Origin of the sequence: Tardiphaga sp. 285_C5_N1_2, from assembly GCF_052076065.1 — a bacterium.
Classification (GTDB): Bacteria; Pseudomonadota; Alphaproteobacteria; order Rhizobiales; family Xanthobacteraceae; genus Tardiphaga; species Tardiphaga robiniae.
In genome coordinates this window covers 3,194,829-3,207,555 of sequence record NZ_CP197241.1, presented here as the reverse complement: position 1 = coordinate 3,207,555, position 12,727 = coordinate 3,194,829, and the positions used below count along the sequence as shown (strand labels likewise).

Sequence of the window (12,727 nt, the reverse complement as noted above, 5' to 3'; positions counted from 1 at the left end):
ACCGTCAGGCGGTGTCGTTCTTGTCCTTGTTATTTTGCTGCGCAACGCGATCGGCCGCAGCGGTGCTACCACCGCCAAGGCTGCTGCGATTCAGCGACAGCCGCATGCCCTGGGTGGGGATCGGCGCGCGCTTGGAGCTGAGCGTGCGCGAATTGACACCCATCCACTGGATCTCCGACGACAGTCGGCCATATTCGATCTTGGGGCAGCGGTTCATCACCACCTTGATGCCTGCGGATTCAAGTTTGGCGGCGGCCTCATCATGGCGCACGCCAAGCTGCATCCAGACCACCTTGGGCAGCGGATCGAGCGTCAGTATGATGTCGACGATCGGCATGACATGCTCGGCGCTGCGGAAGATGTCGATCATGTCGACCGGGCGACCGATCTCCTGCAGCGAGGCGACGAACGGCTTGCCCAGTAGGCTCTTGCCGACCTGGCCGGGATTGATCGGGATCATGTCGTAGCCGCGTTCGGCGAGATACTTGAATACGAAATAGCTCGGCCGCACGTTTTGCGGGGAGGCGCCAACCATCGCGACGGTTTTGACGGTGTTGAGGATCTCGCGGATATAGGCGTCGTTGTAGCTGTCGTGGTTCATTTCAATTACCGGTCTTCCCACTTCGGCTCGCGCTTTGCGATGAACGCGCCGATGCCTTCCTCGGCATCGCGGGCCATCATATTCTCGGTCATCACTTCAGCGGCGAAGCGATAGGCATCCGCGAGGCTCATCTCGGCCTGGCGATAGAACGCTTCCTTGCCGATCTTCACCGTATGCGCCGACTTGCGCGCAACTTGTTCTGCCAGCGCGATCGCCGCATCGCGTTCGGTGCCGGCGGGCACCACGCGGTTGATCAGGCCGATCTCGCGGGCGCGGTCGGCGGAGATGGGCTCGCCGGTGAGCAGCATTTCCATCGCCTGCTTGCGCGGCACGTTGCGCGACAGCGCCACCATGGGCGTCGAACAGAACAGGCCGATATCGACGCCGGGCGTCGCGAATTTTGCGTGTTCGGAGGCGATCGCGAGATCGCAGCTCGCCACGAGTTGGCAGCCTGCAGCAGTAGCAACGCCTTGCACGGCGGCGATCACCGGCTTCGGCAGCCGCACGATGGCCTGCATCATGGCGCTGCAGATCGTCATCATATGCGCAAAATAGGCGCGGCCGCGATCGGCATCAGTGCGGCGCGCGGTGAGTTCTTTCAGGTCGTGTCCGGCGGAGAAGACCGAGCCACTGGCGGCGATCACCACGGCGCGCACAGTCTTGTCGCCGGCCATGTCATCGAGGGCGGCGTGCAGCTCGCCGATCAGTCCTTCGGAGAGGCTGTTGCGGGCGGCCGGACGATTCAGCGTCAACACGCCGATGCTGCCGACCGTTTCACGCAGAAGAATGGATGGCCGCGCTGTTTCCGCGCGTGCTGGTTGAACCATGACTTGAGATTCCATCGCTGGGCAGGACCGTCACCATATTGTAACAGGACGGCACAAGCGAGAGCAGGGTGGAGACATGACGACTGCGAAAATGAGCGTGGCTGAACTCGAGGCGTTTCTGAAGCGCGAGTTCCCGCAGGCCTTTGGCGCCGGCGATATCGCGATTGAAAGCGCTGATGGTACCACTTGCCTGCTGCGCCAGACCTATGGCGAACGCATGCTGCGGCCGGGCGGCACGGTATCGGGTCCGACACTGATGGCCCTGGCCGATTTTGCCATGTACGTCGTGCTGTTGTCGGCGATCGGCCCTGTGGGCCTCGCAGTGACCACCAGCCTGAACATCAATTTCCTGCGCAAGGGCCTGCCGGGGCAGGATGTGCTGGCAGCCGCCAAGCTGCTGAAGCTCGGAAAACGCCTCGCGGTGGGGGAAGTGACCCTGTTATCAGGCACTTCCGCCGATCCGATCGCCCATGTGACGTCGACCTATTCCATTCCGAACGTTGGGTAATTTGAAGGGTATTATAGAACCATAATTATAACGCCATGATTTAATAGGCGAATTCTGCCATATTTGGCATTGACGGAATCCGGTTGTCTATCTAGAAACGCCTCAGTTCGGCGGATCACCGCCGATATCCCCTTTTCATGGATATTCACAATGAAGACGTTTTCGGCAAAGCCCGCCGAGATCACGAAGAAGTGGATCGTCATCGACGCCACTGGTCTCGTGGTGGGCCGGCTGGCCACGTTGGTCGCAATGCGGCTGCGCGGCAAGCATCTCCCGACTTACACCCCGCATGTTGATTGCGGCGACCATGTCATCATCGTCAACGCGGACAAGGTGGTTTTCACCGGCCGCAAGCGTGAAGACAAGGTCTACTATCACCACACCGGCTTCATCGGCGGCATCAAGGAACGTACTGCGAAGTCGATCCTCGAAGGTCGTTTCCCGGAGCGCGTTGTCGAGAAGGCTGTTGAGCGCATGATCCCGCGCGGTCCGCTCGGTCGCGTCCAGTTCGGCAATCTGCGTGTTTATGCCGGTGCAGAGCACCCGCACGAGGCCCAGCAGCCGGAAGCATTCGATGTCGGCGCTTTGAACCGCAAGAACAAGAGGGCCGCATAATGTCGGATACCATGCAGTCTCTCGATCAGCTGGCGTCGCTGAAGGTGTCCGCTCCGGATGCCCCGAAGTACGTCAAGAAGGTCGACAAGCAGGGCCGTGCCTATGCGACCGGCAAGCGTAAGGACGCTGTCGCTCGTGTCTGGATCAAGCCGGGCGCCGGCAAGGTTGTCGTCAACACCCGTGAAGTCGAAGTGTACTTCGCTCGTCCGGTGCTGCGCATGCTCATCCAGCAGCCGCTGGTCGCTGCAGCCCGCGCTGGCCAGTACGACGTGATCTGCACCGTTGCCGGTGGCGGTCTGTCGGGCCAGGCTGGTGCCGTGCGTCACGGCATCTCCAAGGCTCTGACCTGCTTCGAGCCGGATCTGCGCGGCGTCCTCAAGAAGGGCGGCTTCCTGACCCGCGACTCGCGCGTCGTCGAGCGCAAGAAGTACGGTAAGGCGAAAGCCCGCAAGTCCTTCCAGTTCTCGAAGCGCTAATTTCTGCTTCGATAAGATTTGCTGCAAATGCGGTGAATACAATTTTGAAAAGGGCGCCTTCGGGCGCCCTTTTTGCGTTCCGGGACATTCCGGATACCGACAGATTGATGCAGTTTTTCGTGAAAACTTGTGCAGGCGCGCAAACGGATTTCCAATCGGTACACTCGTATGTTCGATGATGGCGAAGAGGCCACTCCGAATCATGATGGTTCGGAAATCTCGCAACAATTGCCGGTGCTCAAATATGTCGCTCGATTCTTCCACGCTCTATTTGGTGGCAACTCTGGTTGCGGCGATGTTGGGCGGGATGCTGCTGTTCTTCGGACGACAGGAAAAGATCGCGGCCCTCAACTGGTGGGGGCTGGCTTACCTGCTCGGCGCCGTATCGGTCGCATTGTGGACACTTGCCGCGTCGCTCCTGGGTGACGTGCTGTCGCTGGCATTCAATGCCGTGGGCTTCGTGGCCTGCGGCATGGTGTGGAACGCTGCGCGCGTGTTCCACGGCCGCAGCCCGAGCTGGGCCGGCCTGTTTCTCGGTGCCATTGCCTGGATCGCGGTGATCTTCACCCTGCCGGCTGAGGCTGCGTCGCTGCGCATGACCATCGGCGCTGGCATCGTGGCGCTTTATGCGATGCTGACGGCGCATGAATTGTGGAACGAGCGTCGCAAGGCGGTGCAACGGCGGTGGCCGACCATTTTGGTGCCGATGCTGCATGGTTTCGTCCTGATGCTGCCGATCCTGCTCGGCGATCTGCTGCATGGCGATCACAGCAATTTCGGCAACAGCATCTGGGTCACGGCCTTTGCCGTCGAACTCGTGCTTTATGCGGTCGGCACGGTGTTCCTGATCTTCATGCTGGTGTCCGAGCGTGCGGTCACGGCGCACAAGGTCGCCGCGTCCTGCGATCCGCTCACCGGCCTGTTCAACCGCCGCGGCTTCTCCGAGGCGACGGCGCGGATGATTGAGCGCGAAGCGAAGGCCGGCCGCCCGGTCACGGTCATGATCTTCGACATCGATCACTTCAAGTCGATCAACGATCGCTTCGGCCATCCCGCCGGCGACGAGGTGCTGAAACTATTCGCCACGGTCATCACGCATACGCTGCGGATCACCGACCTGTCGGGCCGCATCGGCGGCGAGGAGTTTGCGGCGATGTTGCCCTGCAGCCTGGACGAGGCGATGCAGGCTGCCGAGCGTGTGCGCGAGGCGTTTGCGACCTGCGGCATCCAGGTCGACGAGGCACCGGTCGCGACCACCGTGAGTATCGGTGTGGCCGGCGGACCGGCCGGCACTGAACTCGACGTCCTGCTGGCTGCCGCGGACACTGCGCTGTACCAGGCCAAGCGCAGCGGACGTAACCGCGTGCAGGCCGCGGAAGAAGAGCCGCTGTCGCTGGAGCAGGGGCGCCGCGCTGCGGCGATCGGGCAGGCGGCGAAGCCGAGCGTCGTGCGGGCTGCGGTCACGATGACGGCAAGCGGCGCGCGATAAAGGATCCGTTTACCATTCGATCCCTATGGTCATCGCATGATGACCTCGCCTGACTCGACTTCCAATACTGCTTTGATGTCGCTCGAAGCGGCTGCCGCTTCGGCCCGTGCCGGCTTTGCCTGCATGTTTTCGAGCTCGGACGAATACGAGACTGCGCTGATCACCGAGCGTCGTGCGCAGGGGCGCTACGGCGCGCAGCACAGCAAACTGCCGGTCGTCGCTTTCATCGGCTGCTGCGTCATGGTCGTCGGCACGGTTCTGCTGTTCGCCTGATCACTTTTCGGCGGCTCCTTCACCGAACCCCGACTTTGCGGTAAAGACACCGACCGCAAAACAAAGGGTCGGGAAACCATGATCACTGAAATCGCACAGATCGACGTCAAGCCGGGCACCGAGAAGGATTTCGAGGCGGCCGTCGCCAAGGCGAAGCCGCTGTTCCTCCGCGCCAAGGGCGGCAAGGGTTTTGAGCTGCACAAGTCGGTCGAGATGCCCTCGCGCTACCGTCTCGTCGCCAGGTGGGAAACCCTCGAAAACCACACCGTCGATTTCCGTGGTTCGCCCGATTTCGCCGAATGGCGCGCGCTGGTGGGCCCATATTTCGAAACGCCGCCTTATGTCGAGCACACCGAGACTGTGCTGACCACCTGAGTTCGATCAGTAGGTAAGGCGGATTAGCCAACGGGTCGCGCGAAACGCGCCCGATGATAAACTCCGCGTAGTCCGCCTTACGCCGCCATCGCCTTATCCTGCGCAGAGGCTTCGTCCCCTTCGCGCATGAAGTCGATGACGACCTTGACGATCGCCAGCACCGGCAATGCCAGTGCGAGACCCCAGACGCCGAAGACGACGCCGAGCAGGATCTGGAACGCGAACAGCGTGGCAGGCGGAATGTCCAGCGCCTGCCGCTGCAGGATCGGGGTCAGGATGTAGCTCTCCAGCGCATGCACGCCCATGAACAGCGCAAAGGCCGACGCGGCGGCGACCCAGCCCGAGGCGAGGCTGGCGAGCACGACGATCAATCCGCCGAGCAGGGCGCCAACGGTGGGAATGAAGGCGAGCAGGCCGGCCTGAACGCCGAGAATGAAGGCGCTGGGAATCCCGATCAGCTTCAGCCCGATCCAGGTAATGGCGCCGACCACCACCATGGTGAGCATCTGCGCGATCAGCCAGCGCTGCAGCGTGTCGCTGATGCGATCGACGATGACCGTCATCGGCGCGCGATGCTTCGCCGGCGTGAGATGCAACAGCCCTTTGCGATAGACGCTGGGCTGTGCGGCAAAGGACAGACCCAGAAACAGCACGATGAAGAAGTTGCCGACCGCGCCGACGGTGCCGAGCAGGATCTTCAGTGTCTGGCTGACAATGGCGCCGCCTGATGATGCGATGGTGCCGGCGCTCGGCAGGCCACTACCCGACTTCGGCGTTGAGGTGGCGGGCGACGTGCCGGGCTCGGCGGGCGTATCCGACGTGATGCTGTTGAAATCGAAATAGCTGGTGTCGACGCCGTGCTGCTCAAGATAGGTCTTTACGTTGACGACCTGTGACTTGAGGGTGCCGGACAGCGTCTTGGCCTGATTGGCGATGGTCGACCCGCCCAGATACATCACGCCCACCAGCATCGCGGCGAGCACAATGCAGATCATGACGAGCCGCATTGGATGCGGGCCGCCCATGAAGCGCCCGGATAATTCCGTCAGCGCATTGAGCGCCACGCCGAGCAGGATGCCTGCGAAGATCAGGAATAGCGTTCCCGAGAAGTACCAGGCGAAGCCTATGAGGATCGCGAAGGACACCGTGGCGATGCCGCCCGCCGTGATCGCCCAGGTCAGGTCGCTGCGCGCCAGATCGCGCGTCTGGACATTGGCTTCTGCGGGCACGGTGGATCCTTCGCATTGATTGGACTTTCACTGTTCCGTCAATTGCATCGGGGATCAAGACATATCGCCGCTTTGACGTCTCCGTCGCGATCGTGCATGGCCGATGGGGGAGGCCAATAATAATGAACATGCTGAAATGGGTTGGTCCGGTTGGATTGCTCGCAGCTCTGGTGATCGGGGATCAGATCCGGATCAACCGGCCCGCGCACAAATATCGGCTGACCATGGAGGTCGAGACGCCGGACGGCGTGAAGTCGGCCTCGAATGTCGTCTCCGTGCATCCCTATCGGGGCTACCAACCTGCCGGCAAGGTGACGTCACGGGGCGATGCGGTGGTCGTCGATCTCGGCGGCGGCAGGAGCCTTGCCGCGCTCATGTTGCATGACGACAAGGGCAGTGCGGATTTCGACGGCGCCAATTTCGTGGCGATGCGCGCCTATCAGGCGGCGGGGCGCAAGATCGCCTTTCGCGACGTCAGCAGCCAGACCGGCGCCGTTCCGGTCACTGGCGAATTGATGCCGGTGCTGGCCAGTTTCACAGACCCCCGGGATGCATCGACGGCGCGGCGGCTGCAGCCGGATGATCTGTCGCCCCTCGGCGCTGGCACGCGGCTGCGCGGCGTTACGGTCGAGGCGGTGCCGAATGGTCTGTGGCCGATCGATTTCGGCGGGGGTCTCGGCGAACCCGTCACGCGCGGTGTCACCGCGAAGCTGCCGTGGGTGACCAGCGAAGGGGAGGCAGCCAGGGCGCTTGCGGCGATAGGCTTCCCGAACGCGCCTGAACCGGCGATGGCGCTCGCCCGGAAATAGCCGCTAGGAGAGGCGCAACGAAAAAAGCGCCCCGTTTCCGGAGCGCCCTGATCGTTTCGATGTAATCCCGGAGGGAGTTACAGCGAGTAGTACATGTCGAATTCGACCGGGTGCGGCGTCATTTCGTAACGCATCACTTCGGTCATCTTCAGTTCGATGTAGCTGTCGATGAAGTCGTCATCGAACACGCCACCGTTCTTGAGGAAGCCGCGATCCTTGTCGAGGTTCTCGAGGGCTTCACGGAGCGAACCGCACACCGTCGGGATCGACTTCAGCTCTTCCTTCGGCAGATCATAGAGGTCCTTGTCCATGGCCGGACCCGGATCGATCTTGTTCTTGATGCCGTCGAGACCGGCCATCAGCATCGCGGCGAAAGCGAGATACGGATTGGCCATCGGATCCGGGAAGCGGACTTCGACGCGCTTGGCCTTCGGGTTGGTGGTGTAGGGGATGCGGCAGGAGGCCGAGCGGTTGCGCGCGGAGTAGGCGAGCAGCACCGGGGCTTCGTAGCCGGGGACCAGACGCTTGTAGGAGTTGGTCGACGGATTGGTGAAGGCGTTGATCGCCTTGGCGTGCTTGATGATGCCGCCGATGTAGTGGAGGCAGGTCTCGGAGAGATCGGCGTACTTGTTGCCGGCGAAGGTTGGCTTGCCGTCCTTCCAGATCGACTGGTGCACATGCATGCCCGAGCCGTTGTCGCCGAAGACGGGCTTCGGCATGAAGGTGGCGGTCTTGCCGTAGATGTGCGCGACCTGATGGATGCAATACTTATAGATCTGCATCTGGTCGGCCATGTAGGTCAGCGTGTCGAACTTCATACCGAGTTCGTGCTGGGCGGACGCCACTTCGTGGTGATGCTTCTCGACCTTGACGCCCATGCGCGCCATCGCGCCGAGCATTTCCGAGCGCATGTCCTGCACCGAGTCCTGCGGCGGGACGGGGAAGTAGCCGCCCTTGGTGCGGATGCGGTGGCCGAGATTGCCGCCTTCATATTCGGTGCCGGAGTTGGTCGGCAATTCGGACGAGTCGAGCTTGAAGCCGGTGTTGTAGGGGTCGCTCGAGAAGCGGACGTCGTCGAACACGAAGAATTCGGCTTCCGGACCGACGAACACGGTGTCGCCGATGCCCATGGACTTGACCATGGCTTCGGCCTTCTTGGCGATGCCGCGCGGGTCGCGGTTATAGGGCTCGCCGGTGGAGGGCTCGAGAATGTCGCAGGTGATGACCATGGTGGTCTCTGCGAAGAACGGATCGATCGTCGCCGTTGCCGGATCCAGCATCAGCATCATGTCGGACTCGTTGATCGCCTTCCAGCCGGCGATCGAGGAACCGTCGAACATGGTGCCTTCGGCAAACATTTCTTCATCGACCATCGAGACGTCGAAGGTCACGTGCTGCCACTTGCCGCGGGGATCGGTGAAACGCAGGTCGACGTACTTGACGTCATTGTCCTTGATGGACTGCAGGACTTCTTTGGCGGTCGTCATGGGGCTCCCTACCTTTTTTGCGGGCCGATTTCCGGGACGTAACAATCTGTCGTGACGATCAGGTCACAACGGCATGTTTTCAACAAGACAAACCGTCAACAACAGAAGGCTGCCGAAGCAGCCTTTTTGGTGACGCCTTGAAGCGTTGAATGTCGGATAGCACCCGGCTTGGAGAGCGTCCAGTCCGTCAGATCGCGTCGAGTCCGGACTCGCCGGTACGGATGCGCACGGCTTCCTCGATGTTCGACACAAAGATCTTGCCGTCACCAATGCGGCCGGTTTGTGCGGCGCGACGGATGGCATCGATCGCCTTTTCGACGAGGTCGTCGCCAATCACGATCTCGATCTTCACCTTGGGTAGAAAGTCGACGATGTATTCAGCGCCGCGATAAAGTTCGGCATGGCCCTTCTGACGGCCGAAGCCCTTGGCTTCCGTGACGGTAATGCCTTGCAACCCGACTTCCTGAAGAGCCTCTTTCACCTCGTCCAGCTTGAAGGGCTTGATGATGGCTTCGATCTTTTTCACTGAACGTCTCCCCGGCACTTCCAATCAGGCCGCAAGTTATTTGCCTCAAGTAGCTTTGACCATTGCGCGTTGTGCGCACACTGTTCGATACCCAATTTCGGGCGTTATTACGCTGCCGCCACGCCGCACAGACGAAATCTCGCCCGATGCGGTAGACGGTCGGCCACCCCTGTCTCTCGAACAGGTGTCTTTCAACATTTGCCGGTGAGCGCGACGGACCCGAAGCTGGCTTCCCTAAAAGCAGGGTCCGTGCCAAGTTCGCTCCTCGGCTATTTTTGAAGCATTATCAGGTTATTACATCGCACCTGACGAGGTTCGCATCAAGAGTATTCGATTACTTTTGCCTACATAGTGATCAAAGTGATCGCGTGATGTGCAGTTTTACTCTGCTGCGTTCGCGTGTGACGCGAGTGCCTTCCAAAAAGGCGTAATGAGAAGCGAGATGGATATTCTAACGACCGACGAGATGGCGCGCGCTGATCAACTCACGATTGCGGCGGGCACGCCAGGCTTCAAACTCATGCGCGCCGCCGGACGGGCGGTCGCGGATGTGGCGGGCGAACTGGCCGAGGAGGGGGCGATCCTGGTCGTTGCCGGTCGTGGCAACAATGGCGGTGATGGCTTCGTCGCGGCGGCCGAGCTCGCGGCGCAGGGGCGTGACGTTTCGGTGATCCTGCTCTGCGACCGGGCAACGCTGAAGGGCGATGCGGCGCTGGCTGCCAAGGGATGGAAGGGTGAGGTGCTGCCCTGTGATCCCTCCTTGATCGGGCAGCCGGCTTTGATCATCGATGCGTTGTTCGGCGCCGGGCTCAATCGTCCGGTCAAGGGCGATCCGCTGATCATGATCGACGCCATCAATGCGGCCGGCGTGCCCGTGCTGGCTGTCGACCTGCCGAGCGGTATCAACGGCGATTCAGGGGCCGTGATGGGTGGCGCTATCAGGGCGACCGAGACCGTGACGTTCTTCAGGCCCAAGCCGGGCCATCTGCTGGTGCCGGGCCGGGTGCATTGTGGCCGGCTGCGGGTGATCGACATCGGCATCGATGAGGATGTGCTGGCGGAAATCCGGCCGCAGACCTTCGAGAACAATCCGGACCTGTGGGCCGACGCGTTTCCGGTGCCGAAAATCAACAGCCACAAATTCTCGCGCGGCCATGCCGTGGTTGTCTCCGGCGACATCGCCGCCACGGGCGCTGCCCGGCTGTCCGCCCGCGCGGCGCTGCGCGGCGGGGCGGGATTGGTGACGGTGGCGTCGCCGCGCGATGCGCTGGCGGTCAATGCCGCCGCGCTGACTGCGGTGATGGTGCGGCCGGTGGATACGTCGGCAGAGTTCGCCGCGCTGATCGGCGGCAAGGTGTCAGCCTGCGTGATCGGGCCGGGCGCCGGTGTTGGCGAGCGGACGCGCATGTTCGTGGAGGCCATCCTGGCCACGAAGCGACATGTGGTGCTCGACGCCGATGCGCTGACCAGCTTCGCGGGGGCGCCCGAACAGCTGTTCGGTCTGATCAAGGCCAGCCCGGAATCCGGTGTCGTGTTGACGCCTCACGAAGGTGAATTTTCACGCATCTTCAGTAAGGTGGACGTGGAACATCCAGCGTTATCTAAATTGGAGCGGGTTCGTCTGGCGGCGCAAGAGTCAGGTGCTATCGTGCTGTTGAAGGGGCCGGATACGGTCGTGGCATCGCCTGACGGCCGGGCCGCCATATCGGCCAATGCGCCGCCATGGCTGGCGACTGCCGGTTCCGGCGACGTGCTGGCCGGGATTATCGGCGCGCTGCTGGCGCAAGGCGTTCCGGCCTATGAGGCCGCCTGTATCGGCGTCTGGATGCATGGCGAGGCCGGCAGCGAAGCTGGGCCGGGGCTGATCGCCGAGGATCTGACCGAGGTGCTGCCGGCGGTGTTCCGTCGGCTCTACGACCAGCTCGGTATCCAGTACTGAGAAGGCCTAGTCGACGCCGTACCAGCGGACCTGCCGCGGCGCGGCCCAGTCGGCGACGAAGGCCTCCATCAGCCAGCGCCCGACATTGTTGGCGGCAAAGGCGATGCGCTGGGTCTGACCGGCGTCGAGCGCCAGGGTGTCGAGCCAGAACGGCTTCCAGCCATCATCGAGCCTGTCGAGCAGGCGGACGTGATGGCCGTGGATCTGGAACACCATCGGGCTGGTGGCCCGGTTGGTCAGCGCAAGCACTATGGTGCGGCCGGGCTTGGTTCGGAATGCCGGCGGCGTGCTGGCGGACAGATCGACCGGCTTCACCCATTCGGGACTGACGGCGCTCAGGGCCATATCGACGCGCAGCGCGCCCTTGAGATCGAGCTGAGCTGGCAAACCGTTGGAGGGCAGCGGCGCGGCGGCCGGCAGGGGCGTGGCCCGTAGCGGCGGATCGTTGGACATTTGGATCTGGCCGATCGGCCGGGCTGTCTTGCCGTCATGGAGCAGGATCGCCGAGGTCGATCCCGCCGGCCTGACGGCGTCGAGGAAGACGTCGACCCGGGTTCCGGGCGCCAGCACCACCTGATTGTTGCGGGCAGGGAATGGCTCCGAGGGCTGACCGTCGATGGCCATCACACGGACCTCGTGATCGTCGAATTTCAGAGCAACCACATTGCGTTGGCAGCCATTGATGAGACGGAGTCTGAGCCGTTCATTGACGCGTGCCGACAGCTCCAGCGTGGATTTCCGGTTGATCAGGAACAGCGCGGCGGCGTCTTTCGGATCACTGGCGGGGGCGAGCAGACTGCCGTCCGGCCTGAGGCGGAAGTCCTCGATCAGCAGCACCTCGTCGCGGTCCACCTCGACCGGATCGCTCTCCTGGATGACCAGGCTGCGAACCTGGGACGGCAGCGCCTGACCGTCGCCGAGTAGGCGCATGTCCAGATACGACGTTCCGGCGCTGCGCATCTGCAGCTTGAACGCGTCCTTGGCCCCGGCGGCGACCGGCTTGCGGTCGAGCAGCGGCCCGATCCCGGACGAGCCGTTAATGCCTCGGCAGTTCAAGACGATAGGGACCGGCAGCTGATTGGCGAGTTGAACCGTGATCTCGTCGCCGCGGTTGAAGCGCAGCGGCCCCTTCTGGGCCGAATGGAGCGTCCAGGCCTCGGTGGAGGCACCGGGCTTCACCGGGAAGGGATCAGCCTTGGCCTGTAGCTCCAGCGCGGCGACGGCTTGCGCGAGGCTGACCCGGGGCAGAATCGGGGCGATCAACGTGCTCCCTGTGCCTGCAAGCAGGGTCCGGCGCGTGAGGGGGAGAAAGCGGTTCGTCATGCCCAAATCCCGACCATTTTGCCGCGCCAAAGTCCAGTTGCCGGGGCTGCGGCAAGTAAGCCGCTATGTGACCATTTTTTTGCTGCGAACCACGGTCCCCATGTTATAAGCCCGCCGCTCGCGACATCGCGGCCGGACATGATGTTTTTCGCGGGCGTGGCGGAATTGGTAGACGCGCTGGATTTAGGTTCCAGTGACGAAAGTTGTGGGGGTTCGAGTCCCTCCGCCCGCACCAAGCGCACATAGCGTT

Annotated in this window: 14 protein-coding genes and 1 tRNA gene; 9 read left to right on the top strand and 6 right to left on the bottom strand. The window is 62.4% G+C overall.

The genetic code is table 11. The features are described from left to right. Positions 1-4: 4 nt before the first annotated feature. Both AB7951_RS15335 and AB7951_RS15330 read right to left on the bottom strand, forming a co-directional pair. The gene (locus AB7951_RS15335) at positions 5-601 is read right to left on the bottom strand and encodes a CoA-binding protein (RefSeq protein ID WP_120290062.1); all 597 of its coding nucleotides are present in this window, start codon (positions 599-601) and stop codon (positions 5-7) included. Between the two features lie 5 nt (positions 602-606). Then, positions 607-1,428 (bottom strand): enoyl-CoA hydratase, encoded by an 822-nt coding sequence (locus tag AB7951_RS15330; RefSeq protein ID WP_439061505.1) that lies wholly within the window; start codon positions 1,426-1,428, stop codon positions 607-609. 76 nt (positions 1,429-1,504) lie between these two features. Here AB7951_RS15330 and AB7951_RS15325 point away from each other — a divergent pair, with 76 nt between their 5' ends. The 6 genes from AB7951_RS15325 (at position 1,505) to AB7951_RS15300 (ending at position 5,164) form a co-directional block, all read left to right on the top strand. After that, complete coding sequence (locus AB7951_RS15325) at positions 1,505-1,936, top strand: PaaI family thioesterase (RefSeq protein WP_093758792.1); 432 nt, start codon at positions 1,505-1,507, stop codon at positions 1,934-1,936. Positions 1,937-2,086: 150 nt separating this feature from the next. Beyond that, a complete protein-coding gene (rplM, locus tag AB7951_RS15320; protein WP_068730918.1) occupies positions 2,087-2,551 on the top strand; it encodes a 50S ribosomal protein L13 in 465 nt (154 codons plus the stop codon). After that, positions 2,551-3,027, top strand: coding sequence for a 30S ribosomal protein S9 (gene rpsI, locus AB7951_RS15315; protein WP_089264585.1), 477 nt, complete (start codon positions 2,551-2,553; stop codon positions 3,025-3,027). The genes rplM and rpsI overlap by 1 nt, the downstream gene beginning before the upstream one ends. A 244-nt stretch (positions 3,028-3,271) precedes the next feature. Beyond that, positions 3,272-4,516: a GGDEF domain-containing protein gene (locus tag AB7951_RS15310; protein ID WP_093758791.1), complete on the top strand. Its 1,245-nt coding sequence runs from the start codon at positions 3,272-3,274 to the stop codon at positions 4,514-4,516. Between the two features lie 36 nt (positions 4,517-4,552). After that, positions 4,553-4,789, top strand: a complete 237-nt coding sequence (locus AB7951_RS15305) for a hypothetical protein (RefSeq protein ID WP_120290058.1) — start codon at positions 4,553-4,555, stop codon at positions 4,787-4,789. 78 nt (positions 4,790-4,867) lie between these two features. Beyond that, the gene (locus AB7951_RS15300; protein WP_120290056.1) at positions 4,868-5,164 is read left to right on the top strand and encodes an antibiotic biosynthesis monooxygenase family protein; all 297 of its coding nucleotides are present in this window, start codon (positions 4,868-4,870) and stop codon (positions 5,162-5,164) included. A 77-nt stretch (positions 5,165-5,241) separates the two neighbouring features. Here the strand turns inward: AB7951_RS15300 and AB7951_RS15295 are convergent, their stop codons facing one another. Next, a complete protein-coding gene (locus tag AB7951_RS15295; protein ID WP_439061506.1) occupies positions 5,242-6,393 on the bottom strand; it encodes an AI-2E family transporter in 1,152 nt (383 codons plus the stop codon). A 122-nt stretch (positions 6,394-6,515) separates the two neighbouring features. Here AB7951_RS15295 and AB7951_RS15290 point away from each other — a divergent pair, with 122 nt between their 5' ends. After that, positions 6,516-7,202, top strand: a complete 687-nt coding sequence (locus tag AB7951_RS15290; RefSeq protein WP_120290053.1) for a hypothetical protein — start codon at positions 6,516-6,518, stop codon at positions 7,200-7,202. A gap of 77 nt (positions 7,203-7,279) precedes the next feature. Here AB7951_RS15290 and glnA read toward each other — a convergent pair whose 3' ends face one another. Both glnA and AB7951_RS15280 read right to left on the bottom strand, forming a co-directional pair. Then, entirely contained in the window at positions 7,280-8,689 is a 1,410-nt protein-coding gene (glnA, locus tag AB7951_RS15285; RefSeq protein ID WP_068730911.1) for a type I glutamate--ammonia ligase, read from the bottom strand. A gap of 187 nt (positions 8,690-8,876) precedes the next feature. Then, positions 8,877-9,215, bottom strand: a complete 339-nt coding sequence (locus AB7951_RS15280) for a P-II family nitrogen regulator (protein ID WP_068730910.1) — start codon at positions 9,213-9,215, stop codon at positions 8,877-8,879. 442 nt (positions 9,216-9,657) lie between these two features. On the opposite strand from AB7951_RS15280, the gene AB7951_RS15275 reads away from it, so the two are divergent. After that, positions 9,658-11,154, top strand: coding sequence for an NAD(P)H-hydrate dehydratase (locus AB7951_RS15275; RefSeq protein WP_120290051.1), 1,497 nt, complete (start codon positions 9,658-9,660; stop codon positions 11,152-11,154). Between the two features lie 6 nt (positions 11,155-11,160). Here the strand turns inward: AB7951_RS15275 and AB7951_RS15270 are convergent, their stop codons facing one another. Further along, positions 11,161-12,477 carry a multicopper oxidase domain-containing protein gene (locus AB7951_RS15270; RefSeq protein ID WP_120290049.1) on the bottom strand — a complete coding sequence of 439 codons (1,317 nt, stop codon included), beginning with the start codon at positions 12,475-12,477 and terminating at the stop codon, positions 11,161-11,163. A 150-nt stretch (positions 12,478-12,627) separates the two neighbouring features. Here AB7951_RS15270 and AB7951_RS15265 point away from each other — a divergent pair. Continuing rightward, positions 12,628-12,712 (top strand) — tRNA-Leu (locus AB7951_RS15265). Positions 12,713-12,727 lie beyond the last annotated feature (15 nt).

Excerpts from the sequence above, each read along its gene's own strand:
- glnA (WP_068730911.1), bottom strand. The coding sequence starts at position 8,689 with ATGACGACCGCCAAAGAAGTCCTGCAGTCCATCAAGGACAATGACGTC.
- AB7951_RS15305 (WP_120290058.1), top strand. The coding sequence starts at position 4,553 with ATGATGACCTCGCCTGACTCGACTTCCAATACTGCTTTGATGTCGCTC.
- AB7951_RS15270 (WP_120290049.1), bottom strand. The coding sequence starts at position 12,477 with ATGACGAACCGCTTTCTCCCCCTCACGCGCCGGACCCTGCTTGCAGGC.
- AB7951_RS15330 (WP_439061505.1), bottom strand. The coding sequence starts at position 1,428 with ATGGTTCAACCAGCACGCGCGGAAACAGCGCGGCCATCCATTCTTCTG.
- AB7951_RS15290 (WP_120290053.1), top strand. The coding sequence starts at position 6,516 with ATGAACATGCTGAAATGGGTTGGTCCGGTTGGATTGCTCGCAGCTCTG.
- AB7951_RS15275 (WP_120290051.1), top strand. The coding sequence starts at position 9,658 with ATGGATATTCTAACGACCGACGAGATGGCGCGCGCTGATCAACTCACG.
- AB7951_RS15300 (WP_120290056.1), top strand. The coding sequence starts at position 4,868 with ATGATCACTGAAATCGCACAGATCGACGTCAAGCCGGGCACCGAGAAG.
- AB7951_RS15335 (WP_120290062.1), bottom strand. The coding sequence starts at position 601 with ATGAACCACGACAGCTACAACGACGCCTATATCCGCGAGATCCTCAAC.
- rpsI (WP_089264585.1), top strand. The coding sequence starts at position 2,551 with ATGTCGGATACCATGCAGTCTCTCGATCAGCTGGCGTCGCTGAAGGTG.
- AB7951_RS15310 (WP_093758791.1), top strand. The coding sequence starts at position 3,272 with ATGTCGCTCGATTCTTCCACGCTCTATTTGGTGGCAACTCTGGTTGCG.
- AB7951_RS15325 (WP_093758792.1), top strand. The coding sequence starts at position 1,505 with ATGACGACTGCGAAAATGAGCGTGGCTGAACTCGAGGCGTTTCTGAAG.
- rplM (WP_068730918.1), top strand. The coding sequence starts at position 2,087 with ATGAAGACGTTTTCGGCAAAGCCCGCCGAGATCACGAAGAAGTGGATC.